Consider the following 16,774-nt stretch of genomic DNA (forward strand, 5'->3'; position numbering starts at 1 on the left):
TTAGGAAGGTTTTTTTAGTGATTGAGTCATGCACAAATCCAGGGTTTTGTCAAATTAATTTAGATGCGTTTACCCTGGGGCAATACCCACATCGGCTACCATGGCTGTGAGGCGAGAAGCTTGGGCTTTTTCTGCTTCCAACCGTTTGCGATCGGTGATATCTTCCACTAAAGAAAGCACAGTAAAAGTGTCGCCGCTGCGAATAATCGAGTTGAACCAGCGACACCAAATTACCTGTCCGCTTTTAGTATAATTGCGGTTAATTGAAGTATTGCCGTTGCCAGTGGCTAGTTCAAGCTCGATCGCGCTTACAGCCTCTCTATCTTCCTCGCAAACCAAAGCCAAATCGCCGAACTGCTTGCCCATCATCTCATCGGATGTCCAGCCAAAGATTTCCTCGGCGCGTTTCGACCACTGAACGATCCGAAAATCTTCATCCCAGCCTACCATTGCCAGGGGACTGTTAGCTGCATTCAACCACAGTAAATGGTTCGATCGGCGTAACTGTTGAGTTTTCTGCTGCTGCCAGCGGTAGTGCCTGGTGATATCTCTACCAACGCCGAAAACCCGCATCTGGTTGCTAGAGGCATCCACCGCTGGCGTGTAAGCTGTTTCGTAAATTTTAATCCCGCCGTCTGCCGCCGTCACCTCATGAATTGCCAGCCGTTTTTTCCCGGTTATAAATACTTGTTGCAGGCAAGAATCAATCTGCGAGATTATATTTTTGACAGCAGCATTATTGGGATATAATTTTAATAATTCCTGATTAGTTTGGTTGACTATTTCAGTAGGCTCCAATCCCATCCAAGCAGCAGCGACAGGATTGATCGATAGGTACTTTTGCTGTCGATCGCACTCTAGAAAAGCATCAACCGAGTTAGAGAAAAAAGACTGAAACGAGTTGATAACTTCCTGCATGGGTATTTTTTCATGAGAAAAGCTTAGTATTACGGAAACCTCGTATCTTTAAACTCATATCTTGCGCCATTTTCAATAAGCTTTTATGGGCAAACAGGATGCCCACCCCACAAGAAATTAACTCTTTGTGGAACAGGCCGGAAAGCCTGTTCAGCGAGAATGGTACAAGATGTGAGTAGACCGATCGAGGCAGCACGCATCAGGCAGTTTTAACCGCCTTGAATATTGATTATTGCTACACAGGGCTACTGGGTCGCTTGGTACTTTTATAATCTATTTTCAACGGAACAATTACCGTTTCAAATATTTCACCCGCGATCGCATAGCAGCTTGAGCTTACACCCATAATTTTGATAACGTAATCAGTTAAGACGATCGCAAGTCAACTCTCTCTTTTGATTAGGGCATAAAGCCGCATCTCTTCAGAGCGGGGTGCTGACTTGCTTAAGCTGTAAAATTTTCCTAAAGTTAGTTTAACCCACTCAAATCTTTTTGGGCACTGTACTGCTGCGTTTCCCGGTGCAATTTTCGGCGCTGTTCCCTATAATACAAAAATTTTAAAGAATATAGTATTTTCGGGAATAGAACTTAATTACAGCAGATGCTCTTTTTTTAAACCAGACCCAGCGGATACAAAAGCGAGATGGAGAGACCGAGAGACGGGGAGGCGGGCAGAGGTTAATCCACAACCTGCGAGAAAAATGCTTCAGAAATGCCAGACAGCTTACCGATTCCCAATTCCCAATTCCCGATTCTCAATTCTCGATTCGCAATTCCCAATTCGGTAATCAGAAAGCGGTTTGGCAGTACGCCAAGCAAAGAACGCAAGCCGTGCAAAGCCATGTAACATAAAGATTGCGATATTTTTCTATGTAATATGGAACTATTAGATACCTTAATTGTGGGTGCGGGTATTAGCGGTTTGAGTTTGGCGCACGCACTTCACAAGGAAGCAACGAGTCCATCCTCGCTGAAGATTTTAGTCGCTGAGAGTCAAGGACGTGTGGGCGGGAACATCACCACTGTGACAGCGGAAGGGTTTCTCTGGGAGGAGGGCCCGAACAGTTTTTCGCCGACGCCAGAATTGATGAAGTTGGCTGTGGATGTGGGATTGAAGCAAGAATTGATTTTTGCCGATCGCAAATTGCCTCGTTATGTTTATTGGCAAAAAAAGCTGCAACCGGTGCCGATGACTCCACCGGCGATGATTCAGTCTCAGTTGCTGAGTTTTCCGGGGAAACTGCGGGCGTTGTTCGGGGCTTTGGGCTTTGTCGGGCCGGCAATGGGCGCTGGACTTTCGCAGCAGGGTGACGAGGAAACTGTTTCTCAATTTTTCCGCCGTCATCTCGGTACGGAAGTGATGCAGCGGTTGGTGGAACCTTTTGTTTCTGGGGTTTATGCCGGCGATCCGCAACAACTTAGCGCGGCGGCGGCTTTTGGCCGGGTAGCCAAGATGGCTGATGTGGGTGGCGGGCTGGTGGCGGGGGCGCTGCTTTCTGCTAGGAAAAGACCGAAGAAATTGCCTGCAGACCCGAATGTTCCTAAGACTAGACCGGGGGAGTTGGGTTCGTTTAAACAGGGGTTGAAGGCTTTGCCGGAGGCGATCGCTGCTCAATTGGGCGATCGAGTGAAACTCCACTGGCACATGACTCGCCTCCAGCGTACAGAACGCCAAACTTACATTGCTGTATTCTCGACGCCCGACGGACAGCAAGAAGTTGAAGCCCGCACCGTGGTTTTGACCACACCGGCTTACGTTACAGCCGATTTGTTGCAGCCTCTGCAACCGGAAGTTAGCAGCGCTTTACAAGCTTTTACTTATCCTACGGTTGCCTGCGTTGTCTTAGCATACCCGCAGTCGGATGTCAAGGGTAAATTAGTAGGTTTTGGAAATTTAATTCCGAGGGGGCAGGGAATTCGCACTCTGGGGACGATTTGGACATCGAGTTTATTTGCCGATCGCGCGCCTGCTGGTTGGCAAACTCTCACCAGTTACATCGGCGGGGCTACTGATTCGGAAATTGGCAATCTCGACTCAGAACAAATCGTTCGTGAGGTGCACCGAGATTTGTCTCGGATTTTGCTGAAACCAGATGTGCCACAGCCAAAAGTTTTAGCGGTAAAGCTGTGGAAGCGGGCGATTCCTCAGTACAATTTGGGTCATTTCGATCGCCTGCAACAAATCGATGAGGGCTTAAAATCTTTGCCAGGGGTGTATTTGTGCAGCAACTACTTTGGCGGAGTGGCTTTGGGAGATTGCGTGCGAAGGGGTTTCGATCGCGCACGAGAAGTGGGCGAGTATTTGCAGAACCAACAATCAGATACTCGATCTGAATGATTGTGTGGGGAGGGCGGGTTTACAAATATCGAGTACATTAATCCGAGATATTGGTGAACCCGCACCTACAGCCTTCTGCCTTCATATCCGCTGCCGAATGTTACTAGGTTGTGGGTTCAAATTTGTAACCCACGCCTCGGACGGTTTGAATCATCGAAATTTGATTGGCATCTGGTTCTATTTTGCGGCGAATTTGACCGATATGGACATCCACCACGCGATCGGCTCCTACATACTCGTAGTCCCACACTTCATGCAGCAATTCCGATCGCCTCCACACGCGACCGGGTTTGCTGGCCAAACAGTACAGCAGGTCGAATTCTAAAGCAGTCAAAGCAACTATCTGACTGCCGAGAATTACCTCGCGGCGAACCGGATCTATTAGTAGCTCTCCAAAAGTAAGACTTTGTTGTTCGGCGGGAGTAACAATGCGTTTGCGCTTCAAAATAGCTGCAACGCGAGCTCCAATCTCTACAAGACTAAAAGGTTTAGTAATGTAGTCGTCAGCACCTTCGGCAAACCCTTTCATTTTGTCAGCTTCATCGGTTCGGGCAGTCAGCATCAACACAAACACGCCCGTGCGTCTTTGCATTTCTTGACACAGTTTGTAACCAGTTGTATCAGGTAAATTTACATCTAGAACTACTAAGTCAGGATTGAGTTGCTCAAATAATTCCAGACCAGTCTGACCGTCCTCGCCAGACTCAACTTGATAACCTTGCTGGCTCAAAAAACGGTGAATCAAATTTCGGATTGCCGGGTCGTCATCAACCACAAGGATTTTTACAGGGGCCATGACCACAAGTTTGCTTGAAGAATTAGGCAAGAATATTCAGCCATAATAATAGAAAACTGGATACAAATCTCGAAAAAATTGAGCTTTTAATAGTTATAGCCCTATTTATAACCTACGCAAAATTTCAGGCAATAAATCTCCAGGAACTTTGGATAAGGCTAAATTTTGGCCTGGCAGCCCACATTCACTATAGAAAGCTCTAATCGTTTTGACAATATAGCTCAATGCTGTTTGCCTGGAATCAGCAGCTTGGGAGTTTGCCGGGGCTTGCAGGTTGAGTTTATCCCCATATGTTAACCCTTTGTCATTGAGATGTTGTCCCCATTCGGCACACACTTGCAACTGGTGGTGTAGTGCTGCTTCTAGATGGCTTGTCTGTGCAGCTTTATTAGCGGCAAAATCTGGTTCTATGGCTAGTTGATAGTGGGCTAGTCCGAGATTGTTGCGGGCGGCCAAGGCGTCAAAAGTGAGCTGGGTGCGATCGAGCTCTCCGGCGATATCCAGGGCGGCTTCGTAGGCGGTAATCGCCTGCTGCAATGATTCCGTCCGCGATCGTTTCTGCTGAAACTGGTTCGCCAAATGCCAATAAGCGGTACCGAGATTATTGTAGGTGGCGGCTGCTGCTGCGGGTACTAATTCTCTGGTGCGGTATTTCAATGCTTCGCGGTAGGCGGAAATCGCCCTGACTAGCAGGGGTTCTGAGGGTTCGTGCTGGGCGAGGTTCCAGCAGGCGGTACCGAGGTTGTTTTGCACTCCGGCATAGTTGAGGGGTTCTCGTTCGGGACTGTAGCAGGAGAGGGCTTGGGTGTAAGCTGCGATCGCGCTTTTGAGATATACGATCGGCTCACCATCTTGGGCTAAATTCCAGTATGCTGTCGCCAAATTATTCTGAGCAGCAGCGTACTGCTGGGGTTCCACGGCTGGGTCTAGATCCAGCAGCGCTTGTTGGTAAGCTGCAACTGCGTGCTGCAAGTTCTCTGTCTTGTCTCGATAGCGGGCTAAATCGGCCGAGGCGATTCCCAAATTTTTGTTTAATCTAACGCGGGTTTGGGGTACGGTTTCGGCATCTGTTCGGTTCAAACCTTCAAGGTAGAGGGCGATGCTGCGTTCAAGACTGGATACCGGATCTGAGGCGTTGAGGGCATTGGTGCGATCGCGCGACAGCATCCAGTAGAGAGTGCCGAGATCGTTAAGCAGATCGGAAATTGGCGGTAGGCTGTTGGACTCCTGGGCGTACTGAGTTAAATTTTGTGTCAATTGGGCAATCAGCCGCGCGCATTCCTCAGTTAGTGGTTGATTTTGCTGCGAGTTGCTGTCAACGTCGAGATATGCAATCACTTGTTCGATCGCGCGAATGGCGATTGTCAGGTTTTGCTCTGAAATGTCTCCGCCCAGAATGCGATCGCGGTAGTAATTTCCCAAACCGTGATAAGCCAAAGCCAATGCTTCGGAACAACACTGATGTTCTTGCAGCAGTTCGATGTATTGCAGGGTTTGCAGCGGCAGAAAATTCTCCTCTGATGCGGCATCATTTTCGGCTTCCAAATCCTCAGAAGCCGCTGCTAGCACCAAATCTGCCAGTTGGACGGATTTAGAATCAGGCGCTGGGGACGGGGGATGGGAAATTGGGGATTGTTCGTCATCTGCCAATGGGACGGATTTAGAATCAGGCGCTGGGGACGGGGGATAGGAAATTGGGAATTGTTCATCGGGAATTGGGGATTGTCCAGAGAAAGAAGATATTAAAAGTTTGTTGCCAAAGTCTCCGTTGTCCCGCAGGTTTCGCAAGTCTCCTGAGTTCCCGAAGTCGTCAAAGTGCCCGAAGTCTCCCTTAGCTGGAGTTGGTTCGCCTTCAAACTCAAATACTCCGGTTCGCCAGTGCCAAAATTCCGGCGCCGATTGCTCGATCGAACTCAGCCAGGGCCGCGACACCCACAGCAACACAGTAGACTCGCACATTTGCAGGTTTGCTTCGATGTCTCTCAAATAGCTCAGGAACGACCACTGCACGGCTGCTGACTGCCTGGTCAGGTGTTCTGCCCCAAGAATTTGAAATCCCGGCAAAGGGCTGTAGCTGCCCCTGTTTTGCGGCGGTGGGTGTTGGGTCAGCCACGCGGCGATCGAACCCCAAGGATTTGGATCGCTCAAGTCAAGTTCCAAACTGACAAATCGGGGGTAGTGGATCGGGGAGCGAGGATCGGAGCCTGCGTTCTCTGCTGCTAATTCTGTCTGCAAGCGGGCTGCCAGACAGTCCCGCAAGCACAAGTCATCACAGGCGGCGATAAAAATTTGACGGCGTAAATTGAGGTCGATCGCCTGTTTCAAGCGTTGGTAGATCAGCTTGTTCGAGCTAGAAACTTTTTGGGAAGGAATAGACATCAGGGTCAGCCGATTTTAGATTTTAGATTTTAGATTTTAGGTTTTAGATTTTGGATTGTAGATTTTAGATTGTAGAGTTGAGAGTTGAAATCTCGATCGGTCATAACTCACAACTAAGCCCCGAAGGCAGTCAATCGCACCGATGATGACTAAAGGATTGTAGATTTTCAATTGGCCATTTTATGTGGGTGACGAACCAGTGTGATTAAGTGCAACCCAAGTCCCTGAAGCTGACAGCCGAGAGCAAAGAACCAAATTTCTGCTGGTCTTATATCGTTTCCGGTTGGATGGGCACGATCGAGTCAAGGTCAATAATTCCACATTCCGCCACTGCCCACTCCCCACATCCCACACCCAATCATTCCGGTGTAACCGGAATTGATATTATTTAGCTTTCCAGCTTGCTCGGCACGCTTCAGGATTGTCGCAACTACCTGCTTTGTATTGAAACACAAAAACCATGTTTCCATTGGTGGGAAAACATGGTTTGTTCAATGATTATTTAAAATTGCGATTTGAATCAGCTTTGAGTCTCAGCCCAGCTTTTAGACGGAAGCAGCCACAAACACCAAACCCGCGACCAACATGGCTGCTGCAATTCCCATGATGATATAGTTCCGTTGCTGATTTTTGTTGGGAGGTACGGCTTCATACACCTTCGGCTCTTTAGCAAAGTTGTTCAGGCGTCCATCGTCATCTTTGATGTAAGGCATCAGTCACAATCCTTAATATTTTTGATGTTTACAACTGTACCAAAAAAGCGCCCAGGAAAATTCGGCCATTTATTTGGAGGTGACAGTGCCTGTTTGGGGAGAAGAGGCGATCGCGTAATCTTTGATCGGCATTCTACCTGCTAAGTACGCCATCCGCCCCGCTTCTGCTGCCATTCCCATTGCTTTTGCCATTGCCGGGGAATTTTGGGCATTGGCGATCGCGGAATTAATCAACAGTGCATCTGCTCCCATTTCCATTGCTCTGGCCGCTTCGCTGGGTGTTCCGATTCCCGCATCGACTACCACAGGAATATTTACCGTGTCAATAATTATTTGAATGTTGGCCGCATTGTTGATCCCTTGCCCTGAACCTATGGGCGAACCTAAAGGCATGACTGTCGCACAACCGACTTCTTCGAGGCGTTTTGCCAGCAGGGGATCAGCATTGATGTAGGGCAAAACGGCAAAACCTTCTTTAACTAATTGTTCTGCAGCTTCCAAAGTGCCGATCGGATCTGGCAGCAAATATTTAGCATCGGGAATCACTTCTAACTTGACAAAATTATTGTCTTCTTGCCCTAAAAGTTTCGCCATTTCCCTGCCCAAACGAGCTACTCTAATCGCCTCATCCGCAGTTTGACAACCGGCAGTATTTGGCAGCATCCAAATTTTCGTCCAATCAAGAGCCTCTGCCAATCCTTCATGACCGGGAGCATTTGTTTGCACTCGCCGCACAGCTACAGTCACAATTTCGCACCTGCTAGCGTTGACACTTTGCTGCATTTCTGCAATGCTGCGATATTTTCCCGTACCCGTCATCAAACGAGAATGAAAAGTTTTGCCGGCAATAACCAGAGGTTTGTCTAAAGGTGGCGTTGCTGTGTCTACTGGATAGCCAAAAATGCTGTACTCAAGTGCCTCTTCCCACTGTTTTCTACCACCCATCATCTCTTCAAGCTGCCAACCTTCTTTTATGGTTAGATCATCGCGGGTAACAGCATATAAAATTTGGCCTACAGTAATTAGTTTAGCATCTCGCGGCATATTATTTTTCAACCCGCACTCTACGATTTCTTTAAATTCGCTGAAATGGTCTTCCATTTTGCCAGTCTTCCCTTGTAATGATTTGAATTTGTTTGTTGTTGCCAACAAAAATTATTTGTTGAATCTGGTTTTGGGTATCCCAAAACAGACCTTGTTTGATGCCAGCGTTGATTTTCCAGATATCGTAATTTTCTCGGTTGATGTGAAAAATAACTACTGATGCACCTTGATTTTTTGCCCTGCTTATTCCTTCTTGAACTCGATACCTGATGTTCCTCGTAGATTCTGTTAACTCCTTAAATTCGCAAATCTGACCGTCTATCTCAGCGTCTGGCGTTCTCACACCCTCTGCTGCTTGCTCGCTCAACAGCGTAACTCTCTTTCCCATTTTAGCCAAAACTTCAGCGACAAAACTTTCCGAATTATTAAGATTGTGTTGTTGGTGAATTAGCACAAATCCACCAGCTATCTCATCAAAATAATATCGCCGATATTCGGGTTCTGCATTTTCGTAGATGACTCTGCTTGTCTCGATATATTCTGAATTCACCGTTACTATAATCTCAATGGAATCGGATCGGGTAGAGTTAAATCTATGAAAGCAACTGTTGAGCAACTGGCTAAAATTGGAATATTTACCAGCTTAAACCCAACTGAATTAGAGCGATTGCAAGAACACACAGTAATTTGCAGTTACCGACAGGGAGAAGTTGTGATGTATGAGGGCGATCGCATCCCCGAAAAATTATACACTCTTTTGAGCGGTTCTCTTCGGGTTGCAAAAACAGCGGCGGCAGGCAAAGAAACAATTCTCCGCACTTTATTTCAGGGAGATATTTTTGCTGCACCTGCATTGCTAGGCAACGGCATTGCCCCCGCAACGGTGACGGCAGAAACTGATGTGGAAGTTCTTACCACAGAACGGGAATTTTTGCTAGCAGCAATTCGGGAAAATCCTGAGATTGCTTTGGGAATATTGGCGGTTTTTAATCAGCGGTTGCAACAACTGCACGAGACTGTGCACGGTTTGGTGTCGGAAAGGGCGATCGTGCGGCTGGCCCGATTTATTCATTACTTTGCCCTCGATCAAGGTACGAAGATTGCGAACAATAGTGTATGTTTAGAAAAACATTTTCCCTACTATCAAATTGCTCGCAGTATTGGAATTACCTACGAAGAATGCGTGCGGTTATTTAAGAAACTCAAGCCGTTTGTCTCCTACAGTCGAGGCGGTAAAATTATTGTATTGGATTGGAACAAATTGGAGGATGTCGCCTCTGGAGATGAAATAGACTAAAGGTTAACATCCCAATGCTTGTAGGGCTGCTTTCACAAACAATATTTGACTGACACTAACTATATAAAACCGCCCCCAGAATCGATGAATCGGGGCGGGTTTATGAGGTTGAATTTAAGGAATTATGGTTTTTAAGCCGCCCCAAGAGCTATATTTCTGGAATTAATTGACTTCAGAAAGTGTCAAAACAAACGCCAAATTTCCTTCAGCTTTCAAAGCGTGAAGAGCTTTACCGGGCATGAAGACAAACACCCCCGCTTCCAAAACAATATCCTTGCCTTCGAGAGTCAAAATACCCTTTCCTTCTATGACATTAACTGTGGCATTCCGTGCCGAAGAGTGTTCCGAAATTTCTGTTCCTGCTGCCAGACAAAATAAACTGTACTGACAATTCTTGTCTTTGACTAAAATTTTGTTCAGCACTCCGGCGGCGGGATATTCAATTGCGTCTCGGAGTTGGATTGCTGAAGATTGTAGCGGTAAAAGAGTAGTAGTCATAGTTTTTGACAATTAATTAATTTGGTCACAAGCCTTGAATTTATCAGTGGCTTCACTTTCTTCCATCGAAAAGTGAAAATCGAAAATCCATTGAATCGGTTAAGATTGTTTTTTGGCAGAGATAACGATGTAGCCTAGATCCTCTTGGTAATGCTGGAAAACTCGACGCATTGCTAAGATACGATCGCGAATTTGCGATCGGCTTAAAATATTCCACAAAATCCGCACAGTACCCACAAACCCTTCATCTTCAAGCATTCGCGACAAGTTGAGGAGCCCCATCGCCCCGGTTTGACACTTTTCTACCTGCAAACCCGCGTTTTGGCAAACCGCAATCCAGCCAGACTCAGACAAAGGCGTTGAATTAACCCGAATCACTTCTGATAAAGCTTTGTGAATTTCTAATTCTCGGTTTCGGGCTAAAAGTTCGTGAGAGAGAAACTTACCATTGGGTTTTAGCCGATCGCAAATTCCCGATACAATTTTAGCTTTCCCCGACGGCGACTGCATCGTCAGGATAGCTTCAGCCAAAACCCAATCAAACTGTTGGGAAATCCGATCCAAGTGAAAAATATCTCCTTCCACAATTTCCACTCGATCGCTCAAACCGGCTGCTGCAACATTAGCACGAGCGCGGGCCACACTCTCGGGATTTTTCTCAACTCCCACTACTTTTACACCAAAACGTTCAGCAAGGGCGATCGAACTATATCCAAAACTAGCAGCCAACTCCAAAACAGTCTCCCCAGGCTGAAAATCCGCCCATTCAAATAACTGTTCCGTAGCAAATTTCCCCCCCGGCCTCAACATTTTCTTACCCGCCGCGGCCAGAACTTCATGTCCGGGTGCAGTCTTAAAATTGAGAGCAGTATTGGTCATTAAATTGACCTCCTATTTAACCTTACTCTCAGTTTGCCAAATTCTCCCAAATCTTTCTATGATCTAGCTCATATTCAAATTATCGTAGGCTGTGTCAGCCTCCTCAATTTTTACAGTTTTAGATTTTAGATTTTAAATTTACTCTACAAATTTTAGATTTTAGATTTTAGATTTTAGATTTACTCCACAGATGAATCTGGGAGGTTGAATAAGAGTCTAAAATTTGGGCTACTCACGACAAGAGTCGGGGGCTTGTATCCGTATGCAGGGGCGAGCAAAAGAATCAAAATCCCAGCCAGCAAGTTTTCGAGGATGTCGCGGAACCCGAAAGGAATTGCCAGGAATTGCCGCGCCACTAATACCCAGCAGTTGCATCAAATCCGCTGCTTTGAATGACGGGATGGCGATGAATGACGCGATCGGCAATAATTGATTTATAATCAAGATATCTACTCCACCCCAATAATACCGAATCATGCTCGCAGAAGCAAACGCGACACTTTGGCCTAGTCTAATTACTGTTTCAGCATTAATTGTCTACTTCGTTGTTACCATCAACGTCGGCAGAGCTAGATTCAAATACAAAGTTTCTCCCCCGCAGATGACAGGAAACCCAGACTTTGAGCGAGTGGTGCGAGTTCAGCAAAATACCTTAGAGCAAATGATTCTATTTTTGCCCTCGCTGTGGCTGTTCTCGCAATTTATCAGCCCAATTTGGGGCGCTGGTATCGGCACAGTTTGGATAGTTGGACGCATTTTGTTTGCTTGGGGTTACTATCAAGCTGCTGAAAAAAGAGCGGCAGGATTTGGCATTAGTACCTTAGCTACTTTAGCTTTGCTTGGGGGTTCCTTAACAGGCATAATTATGTCGCTGCTGAAGGTTGGAGCCTAGCTTGCGATCGACATAATTGTTTTTCTACTCGTTTCCAGGCTCTGCCTGGGAACCAGTTAAATGTAATAAATGTTAGGAGTAAATATGTCAGAAACCAACAAACCCGTATTTGAAATTAACCCGAAACTTTTTCAGCAGCTTGTCGAATGGCAAGAAAAACTTGAACGAGAAGATGAATTAGCAAGCGAGTCAGAAAACGAGAAACCAACTGAGGTACAAAATCCTCCCGACAGTGATGAACAGCATTCTCAAACAGATAATTTTTAGCTGGTGGCTAGCAGCATCTTTGGGATTTCCGGCTGCTGTCTCGGCTCAATCGCTGACACCCAGCCAAATTCAGCAAGTCAATAGCGGTTTGTTTCGTTCTAACTCTCAAGATTTCTTTCAGCAAGGCTATCGCCAACTGGAAAGGGAAATCGCAACTTTGTTGCAAAAAAATGTCGCTTCCGAAGACCGGATTCTGGAGATTGATGAAAAATTGCTCTCTCAGCTTTGCAGCGAAGAATTTAAAATCTCCTCGCCGCATTCTGATACAATAAGCGCTGCTCAGATTGCTGATTTTAAGACCAAATTAAAAGACATTTGCAGACACAATTAAAATGAAAGTGAGGTCAATATTCAAACTTTAGTGCTAATGGATAAAGAGGCAATGGCTAAGTTAAAAACAGCCATGCTGGAAGCGGAAACCGCTGCTCATTTGGCGGCCATCATTATTGATTATACTCATGAGGAAATAATGATAGTTTTTTATGAGCTAGAATGGGAACAACAGGATAGGATTAAGACTGTTTGGCAGACTGTTAGTTAAAGTAGATGGGTGGAAATCAGAGGTTTTAATTTTTAACCGCAGATGTAAGCCGATAGATGCAGATGAACGCAGATTTAATTTTTTTATTGTTCGCTGTGTAGAACAATCTTAATTTGTACACAGCGAACAATGACATATCTAAACTAGGGATTCGAGGCATAATTGGCGGAAATGATCGCCTCGTTGCTCGAAGTTTTGGTATTGATCGAAGCTAGCACAGGCTGGGGAAAGCAGCACTACTTTAGCGTTGTTCTGTTTGCCTAATTCGGCCGATCGCGGGATTGCTCGTTCCATTGTTTCGACAATTTCCCAAGCGTTGTAATTTGCTTGTTCGAGCCGCGAGGCAAAAAGACTCGCTGCATCCCCAATTAGCAGCACCGCAGCAGCTTTCGCCTTGATTGTATCAATCCATGCGCGATCGTCCCCTTCTTTGGCGTCGCCGCCCGCAATTAAAATCGCCGGTGCGCTGACAGAAGCCAACCCGACTTGGGCGGCGTCATAATTAGTAGCTTTGCTGTCGTTGATGAAATCTATGCCTTCCCAAGTGCAGATGTGTTCGAGGCGGTGCGAAACTCCGGGGAATTTAGCGATCGCCCGGGCGATCGCACTTTTATCTATCCCCGCCAAATTAGCCGCCGCCACCGCCATTAACAAATTCTGCAAATTGTGTTCTCCCACCATCCGCAAAGAATCAGCAGGCAGAATTTTCTGGCTTTGAGCTATTACCCAACCGTTTTCGATGTACGCTCCAAAAGTGCGATCGCCCAACAGTTCTTTTTCACCTTTGACACTCGTCCAACACGCATCCGGCCAAACGTCAACTCCTTGCTGCCGCAAACAAGGATCGTCACCGTTAATTACTTGCAATTCCGACTTTTTCAGCAAATGGGCTTTAATGTTGTAGTAATTTTCTAACGTTTTGTGGCGGCTGAGGTGATCCGGCGTCAAAGTCGTCAAAACTCCGATTCGCGGCGCTACAAATGGCGACGATTCTATCTGATAGCTGCTAATTTCTGCGATTACCCAATCGGGCTGTTTTTCGGCTAAAGCTAATTCGCACGCAGCATAGCCAATATTGCCGCAAGCGGGAGCGTAAAGCCCTGCTTCTGCAAAAATAGCAGCAATTAAAGCAGTAGTGGTAGTTTTGCCGTTAGTACCAGTAATCCCCACCCAAGGAGATTTGAGGTAACGCCACGCGAGAGCCATTTCTCCGATTGTTTCAATCCCTAACTCTCTGGCGCGCACTAATGCTGGACTGTCCCAGGGAACGCCCGGACTTACTACTATTAATTCTATAGATTCGACTGGTTCAAAAGATTTACCTAACTCGACCTGAATTCCTTCGTTAGCGAATTCCTGTTGCTGTTCAAGCAAATTGGGGGAAGATGAGCGATCGCTCAGCGTTACTTCCCATCCTTCGCGTTTTAGCAGTCTGGCGGCGGCAATTCCTGATTTTCCTAGTCCAATGATATGAGCTATCGGCATAAGCTGTGTGTGTGATGGAGCGAACTTCCCTGGTTTTATAAGTTTATATCTTAACCTTGAATTGGTTGTTGACTATTGGCCATTTTGCTTATTTTTTAAGAGAGCGATCGAACTCTGCTGAGACTTGCGCGGTATCGCAAAAATTATAATAGATTTACTCGTTTTATTGGTAAGCTTTAATGTTATTTTGAGCGAGAGTTTTAAGAAGTAAGTTTCTCAAGTTGGTTTGCCTACAGGCCCGCCCGTTGCCTCCCAAGGCCCGCCAGGGGTTGAAAACCCCTGTCTAACAGCTAAAGTCAGTTAAAACTGAGATATGGCACCATTGTCAGCAACAGGCAAGATGCCTGTTCCACAATGAAATTCATCTCTCGCTTCACAGGCATCTTGCCTGTTCTTGACGGTGCAAGATGTGAGTTTTAAGTGACTGAAAAGTCTAGTATGTGTGGGTTTCAGTCCTCTTAAGAGGACTTTCGCTTTGAGACGGGGGTTTCAACCCCCGGCGGACTGAAGCGGAGGTTTTCAATCCCAGGCGGACTCAAATCTTGTCAATTCTAACTTTTCACGATCGCCCCAAAGTCAGCCAACACCCGCGCATGATTCCGCAGCAAACCCAGTAAATTTAACCGATTTTGCTTAATTTCTGGGTCAGAATCCATCACCAAAACGCTTTCTGGCCCGTCGAAAAAGTTGCTGACAGTCGGAGCAATTTCAGTCAAACTATCTACTAACTGCTGGTAATTCCGAGTTTGTTTGGATAGCAGCGTTTGCGGCACTAACTGCACGACTGCATCGTAAAAAGCTTGTTCAGACGACTTTTGAAATAAATCTGGTTTCACCGCCGCTTTCGGTTCCAATTCTATTTTATCCAAATCACCTTGAGCCGCCAAACGAGTTGAACGGTTGACTGTTTCGTAAATTAGATCCAAAGTCTGGTTATTGCGGATTTGTTGTAAGAAAAGCGCTCTTTCCCGTGCGTCCAACAAATCTCTCAATGCTCGTTCAGTATATTCTAGGTCGTTTTCTCCCAAAACAGCATTTACCAAATCGTAATCTACATTTTTTTCTTCTTGCAACAATGTCCGAATTCTTTGCAAGAAAAACTCGTATAACTGATCCAGCAACTCCGCCGGTGTTTCCGGGCGCGCTGCGGTAAATTCGGTAACAACTTCTGCGAGCAACTGGTGCAAATTGATTGGCAACTGAGCCGCCCAAATAATGTTAGTTATTGCATTAGCAGCGCGGCGCAAAGCGAAGGGGTCGGATGAACCAGTCGGCAGCATTCCCAAGCCGAAGATGCTGACTAAAGTATCTAATTTGTCGGCTATTCCGACAACTTGACCAGTCAGAGTTTGGGGCAAATTGTCGCCCGCACCTTTGGGCAAATAATGTTCAAAAATTGCTGTGGCTACTTCTTCCGATTCGCCACTTGCTAAGGCGTATTTCTGCCCCATGATTCCTTGCATTTCAGGAAGTTCGTAAACCATTTGGGTTACGAGATCTGCTTTACAAAGTAAGGCTGCTCTTGCTATATAAGCTTGTTGTTCGCCTGTTATTTGCAGTTGAGTGGCGATGAGGCTGGCAATTTTGCACAGGCGATCGACTTTTGCGCGTACTGTCCCCAAATCTTCCTGGAAAGTAACTGTTGCCAACTTGGGCAAATAATCCTCTAGAGGCTTTACCAAGTCTGCTTTGTAGAAAAACTGACCGTCTGCCAATCTCGCCCGCACTACTCGCTCGTTACCAGCAGCAATAATCGCCGCTTTAGCCGGGTCGCCGTTGGAAATTGTAATAAAATAGGGCAGCAGTTCAGGAAAATCCGGGCTTTTGAGAATCGGAAAATATCGCTGGTTTGTAACAATAATTGTGGTGATTACTTCCGGTGGCAATATCAAAAATTCGTCGTCAAATTTCCCGACAACTGCATTCGGCCATTCTACTAAGTCTGTGACTTCTTCTAACAAGTCTTCCGTAATGTCGGCGTAACCGCTTTGTTTTGTTGCTGCGGCTTCTACTTGTGCTTTAATTTGATTTTTGCGCTGGGATCGATCGACCTCCACGCAACCAGCCCGCAGACACTCGACATAATCCTCCGCTTGCGGAATCGAGACAGGCTGCGGATGTAACACCCGGTGTCCTTGGGAAATTCGATCGCTCTTGACCGTATCCGAACCACTCACTAATGTAATTGGCAGTACAGTATCATCCAACAGCGCCACAATCGATCGAATCGGGCGCGGAAACTTCAAATCTCCGTCGGCCCACCGCATAAATCTTTTGCCTTCTAACTTATTAATCCACTGCGGCACAAGTTCTGTCAAAATATCCGCTGTCATCCGCCCCGGAATCTTTTTGAGCACAAACACAAAATCGCCTTTATCGGTAGCGCGAACTTCCAAAGCATCAATTTCTACGCCCTGCTTTTTCGCAAAACCTTCGGCTGCTTTCGTCGGTTTGCCATCTTTAAAAGCCGAACTCGCGGGTGGCCCTTTTACCTCTTCTTCCCTATCTAATTGCTGAACTGGCAGCCCTTTCACGAGAACGGCCAAACGCCTCGGAGTAGCGTATACATTAATAGAGTCATTTGTCAAGGATTCTTCTGCCAGCGTTGCAGGTACAAGTCGCTGCCACTGCTGGGCGCTGCTGGCGACAAAAGATGCGGGCAATTCTTCTGTACCGAGTTCTAATAAAAAGTTAGGCATATCGCACCGTAATGGAATTTTGTTTAGG

At 46.4% G+C, this 16,774-nt stretch carries 19 protein-coding genes; 7 read left to right on the forward strand and 12 right to left on the reverse strand.

The window, feature by feature from the left end:
* Window positions 1-69: 69 nt before the first annotated feature.
* Both QUA77_RS23540 and QUA77_RS23545 read right to left on the reverse strand, forming a co-directional pair.
* On the reverse strand, window positions 70-918 hold the full coding sequence (locus QUA77_RS23540; RefSeq protein WP_333452843.1) for a PAS domain S-box protein: 849 nt from the start codon (window positions 916-918) through the stop codon (window positions 70-72).
* A 678-nt stretch (window positions 919-1,596) separates the two neighbouring features.
* Complete coding sequence (locus QUA77_RS23545) at window positions 1,597-1,761, reverse strand: hypothetical protein (RefSeq protein ID WP_333452844.1); 165 nt, start codon at window positions 1,759-1,761, stop codon at window positions 1,597-1,599.
* A 34-nt stretch (window positions 1,762-1,795) separates the two neighbouring features.
* Here QUA77_RS23545 and hemG point away from each other — a divergent pair, with 34 nt between their 5' ends.
* Complete coding sequence (hemG, locus tag QUA77_RS23550; protein WP_333452846.1) at window positions 1,796-3,256, forward strand: protoporphyrinogen oxidase; 1,461 nt, start codon at window positions 1,796-1,798, stop codon at window positions 3,254-3,256.
* Window positions 3,257-3,359: 103 nt separating this feature from the next.
* Here the strand turns inward: hemG and QUA77_RS23555 are convergent, their stop codons facing one another.
* The 6 genes from QUA77_RS23555 to QUA77_RS23580 all read right to left on the reverse strand — a co-directional run bounded on the left by QUA77_RS23555 (window position 3,360) and on the right by QUA77_RS23580 (window position 8,738).
* Window positions 3,360-4,052: a response regulator transcription factor gene (locus QUA77_RS23555; RefSeq protein WP_333267068.1), complete on the reverse strand. Its 693-nt coding sequence runs from the start codon at window positions 4,050-4,052 to the stop codon at window positions 3,360-3,362.
* 105 nt (window positions 4,053-4,157) lie between these two features.
* Complete coding sequence (locus QUA77_RS23560; protein ID WP_333452848.1) at window positions 4,158-6,431, reverse strand: hypothetical protein; 2,274 nt, start codon at window positions 6,429-6,431, stop codon at window positions 4,158-4,160.
* A gap of 308 nt (window positions 6,432-6,739) precedes the next feature.
* On the reverse strand, window positions 6,740-6,901 hold the full coding sequence (locus QUA77_RS23565; protein WP_333059443.1) for a hypothetical protein: 162 nt from the start codon (window positions 6,899-6,901) through the stop codon (window positions 6,740-6,742).
* Between the two features lie 75 nt (window positions 6,902-6,976).
* Window positions 6,977-7,144 (reverse strand): photosystem II assembly protein Psb34, encoded by a 168-nt coding sequence (psb34, locus tag QUA77_RS23570; protein WP_015177107.1) that lies wholly within the window; start codon window positions 7,142-7,144, stop codon window positions 6,977-6,979.
* Window positions 7,145-7,213: 69 nt separating this feature from the next.
* Window positions 7,214-8,245, reverse strand: coding sequence for a thiazole synthase (locus tag QUA77_RS23575; protein WP_333452850.1), 1,032 nt, complete (start codon window positions 8,243-8,245; stop codon window positions 7,214-7,216).
* Window positions 8,220-8,738, reverse strand: a complete 519-nt coding sequence (locus QUA77_RS23580) for a CdiA C-terminal domain-containing protein (RefSeq protein WP_333452852.1) — start codon at window positions 8,736-8,738, stop codon at window positions 8,220-8,222. The genes QUA77_RS23575 and QUA77_RS23580 overlap by 26 nt, the downstream gene beginning before the upstream one ends.
* A gap of 45 nt (window positions 8,739-8,783) precedes the next feature.
* Between QUA77_RS23580 and QUA77_RS23585 the strand changes: the two genes are divergently transcribed.
* A complete protein-coding gene (locus QUA77_RS23585) occupies window positions 8,784-9,485 on the forward strand; it encodes a Crp/Fnr family transcriptional regulator (protein ID WP_333452854.1) in 702 nt (233 codons plus the stop codon).
* A gap of 162 nt (window positions 9,486-9,647) precedes the next feature.
* Here QUA77_RS23585 and QUA77_RS23590 read toward each other — a convergent pair whose 3' ends face one another.
* Both QUA77_RS23590 and QUA77_RS23595 read right to left on the reverse strand, forming a co-directional pair.
* Window positions 9,648-9,983: a cupin domain-containing protein gene (locus QUA77_RS23590; RefSeq protein ID WP_333452856.1), complete on the reverse strand. Its 336-nt coding sequence runs from the start codon at window positions 9,981-9,983 to the stop codon at window positions 9,648-9,650.
* A 99-nt stretch (window positions 9,984-10,082) separates the two neighbouring features.
* A complete protein-coding gene (locus tag QUA77_RS23595; RefSeq protein ID WP_333452858.1) occupies window positions 10,083-10,862 on the reverse strand; it encodes a methyltransferase domain-containing protein in 780 nt (259 codons plus the stop codon).
* 223 nt (window positions 10,863-11,085) lie between these two features.
* On the opposite strand from QUA77_RS23595, the gene QUA77_RS23600 reads away from it, so the two are divergent.
* The 5 genes from QUA77_RS23600 to QUA77_RS23620 all read left to right on the forward strand — a co-directional run bounded on the left by QUA77_RS23600 (window position 11,086) and on the right by QUA77_RS23620 (window position 12,562).
* Window positions 11,086-11,295, forward strand: coding sequence for a hypothetical protein (locus QUA77_RS23600; protein ID WP_333452860.1), 210 nt, complete (start codon window positions 11,086-11,088; stop codon window positions 11,293-11,295).
* Between the two features lie 42 nt (window positions 11,296-11,337).
* A complete protein-coding gene (locus QUA77_RS23605) occupies window positions 11,338-11,754 on the forward strand; it encodes an MAPEG family protein (RefSeq protein ID WP_333036375.1) in 417 nt (138 codons plus the stop codon).
* Between the two features lie 84 nt (window positions 11,755-11,838).
* Window positions 11,839-12,021: a hypothetical protein gene (locus tag QUA77_RS23610; protein WP_333036377.1), complete on the forward strand. Its 183-nt coding sequence runs from the start codon at window positions 11,839-11,841 to the stop codon at window positions 12,019-12,021.
* Entirely contained in the window at window positions 11,990-12,352 is a 363-nt protein-coding gene (locus QUA77_RS23615) for a hypothetical protein (RefSeq protein WP_333452877.1), read from the forward strand. Before QUA77_RS23610 ends, QUA77_RS23615 begins: the two co-directional genes overlap by 32 nt.
* 36 nt (window positions 12,353-12,388) lie before the next feature.
* Window positions 12,389-12,562, forward strand: a complete 174-nt coding sequence (locus QUA77_RS23620; protein ID WP_333036379.1) for a hypothetical protein — start codon at window positions 12,389-12,391, stop codon at window positions 12,560-12,562.
* A gap of 138 nt (window positions 12,563-12,700) precedes the next feature.
* Here QUA77_RS23620 and murD read toward each other — a convergent pair whose 3' ends face one another.
* Window positions 12,701-14,047: a UDP-N-acetylmuramoyl-L-alanine--D-glutamate ligase gene (murD, locus tag QUA77_RS23625; RefSeq protein ID WP_333452863.1), complete on the reverse strand. Its 1,347-nt coding sequence runs from the start codon at window positions 14,045-14,047 to the stop codon at window positions 12,701-12,703.
* A gap of 551 nt (window positions 14,048-14,598) precedes the next feature.
* The gene (gene glyS, locus QUA77_RS23630) at window positions 14,599-16,746 is read right to left on the reverse strand and encodes a glycine--tRNA ligase subunit beta (RefSeq protein WP_333452865.1); all 2,148 of its coding nucleotides are present in this window, start codon (window positions 16,744-16,746) and stop codon (window positions 14,599-14,601) included.
* Window positions 16,747-16,774 lie beyond the last annotated feature (28 nt).

Source organism: Microcoleus sp. K5-D4, assembly GCF_036704575.1.
Lineage (GTDB): Bacteria > Cyanobacteriota > Cyanobacteriia > Cyanobacteriales > Microcoleaceae > Microcoleus.

Coding starts and splice junctions, on each gene's coding strand:
- QUA77_RS23590 (WP_333452856.1), bottom strand. CDS start 9,983: ATGACTACTACTCTTTTACCGCTACAATCTTCAGCAATCCAACTCCGA.
- murD (WP_333452863.1), bottom strand. CDS start 14,047: ATGCCGATAGCTCATATCATTGGACTAGGAAAATCAGGAATTGCCGCC.
- QUA77_RS23595 (WP_333452858.1), bottom strand. CDS start 10,862: ATGACCAATACTGCTCTCAATTTTAAGACTGCACCCGGACATGAAGTT.
- QUA77_RS23560 (WP_333452848.1), bottom strand. CDS start 6,431: ATGTCTATTCCTTCCCAAAAAGTTTCTAGCTCGAACAAGCTGATCTAC.
- QUA77_RS23585 (WP_333452854.1), top strand. CDS start 8,784: ATGAAAGCAACTGTTGAGCAACTGGCTAAAATTGGAATATTTACCAGC.
- QUA77_RS23545 (WP_333452844.1), bottom strand. CDS start 1,761: ATGGCTTTGCACGGCTTGCGTTCTTTGCTTGGCGTACTGCCAAACCGC.
- QUA77_RS23555 (WP_333267068.1), bottom strand. CDS start 4,052: ATGGCCCCTGTAAAAATCCTTGTGGTTGATGACGACCCGGCAATCCGA.
- QUA77_RS23605 (WP_333036375.1), top strand. CDS start 11,338: ATGCTCGCAGAAGCAAACGCGACACTTTGGCCTAGTCTAATTACTGTT.
- hemG (WP_333452846.1), top strand. CDS start 1,796: ATGGAACTATTAGATACCTTAATTGTGGGTGCGGGTATTAGCGGTTTG.
- QUA77_RS23540 (WP_333452843.1), bottom strand. CDS start 918: ATGCAGGAAGTTATCAACTCGTTTCAGTCTTTTTTCTCTAACTCGGTT.
- psb34 (WP_015177107.1), bottom strand. CDS start 7,144: ATGCCTTACATCAAAGATGACGATGGACGCCTGAACAACTTTGCTAAA.
- QUA77_RS23565 (WP_333059443.1), bottom strand. CDS start 6,901: ATGGAAACATGGTTTTTGTGTTTCAATACAAAGCAGGTAGTTGCGACA.
- QUA77_RS23610 (WP_333036377.1), top strand. CDS start 11,839: ATGTCAGAAACCAACAAACCCGTATTTGAAATTAACCCGAAACTTTTT.
- QUA77_RS23575 (WP_333452850.1), bottom strand. CDS start 8,245: ATGGAAGACCATTTCAGCGAATTTAAAGAAATCGTAGAGTGCGGGTTG.
- QUA77_RS23620 (WP_333036379.1), top strand. CDS start 12,389: ATGGATAAAGAGGCAATGGCTAAGTTAAAAACAGCCATGCTGGAAGCG.
- glyS (WP_333452865.1), bottom strand. CDS start 16,746: ATGCCTAACTTTTTATTAGAACTCGGTACAGAAGAATTGCCCGCATCT.
- QUA77_RS23615 (WP_333452877.1), top strand. CDS start 11,990: ATGAACAGCATTCTCAAACAGATAATTTTTAGCTGGTGGCTAGCAGCA.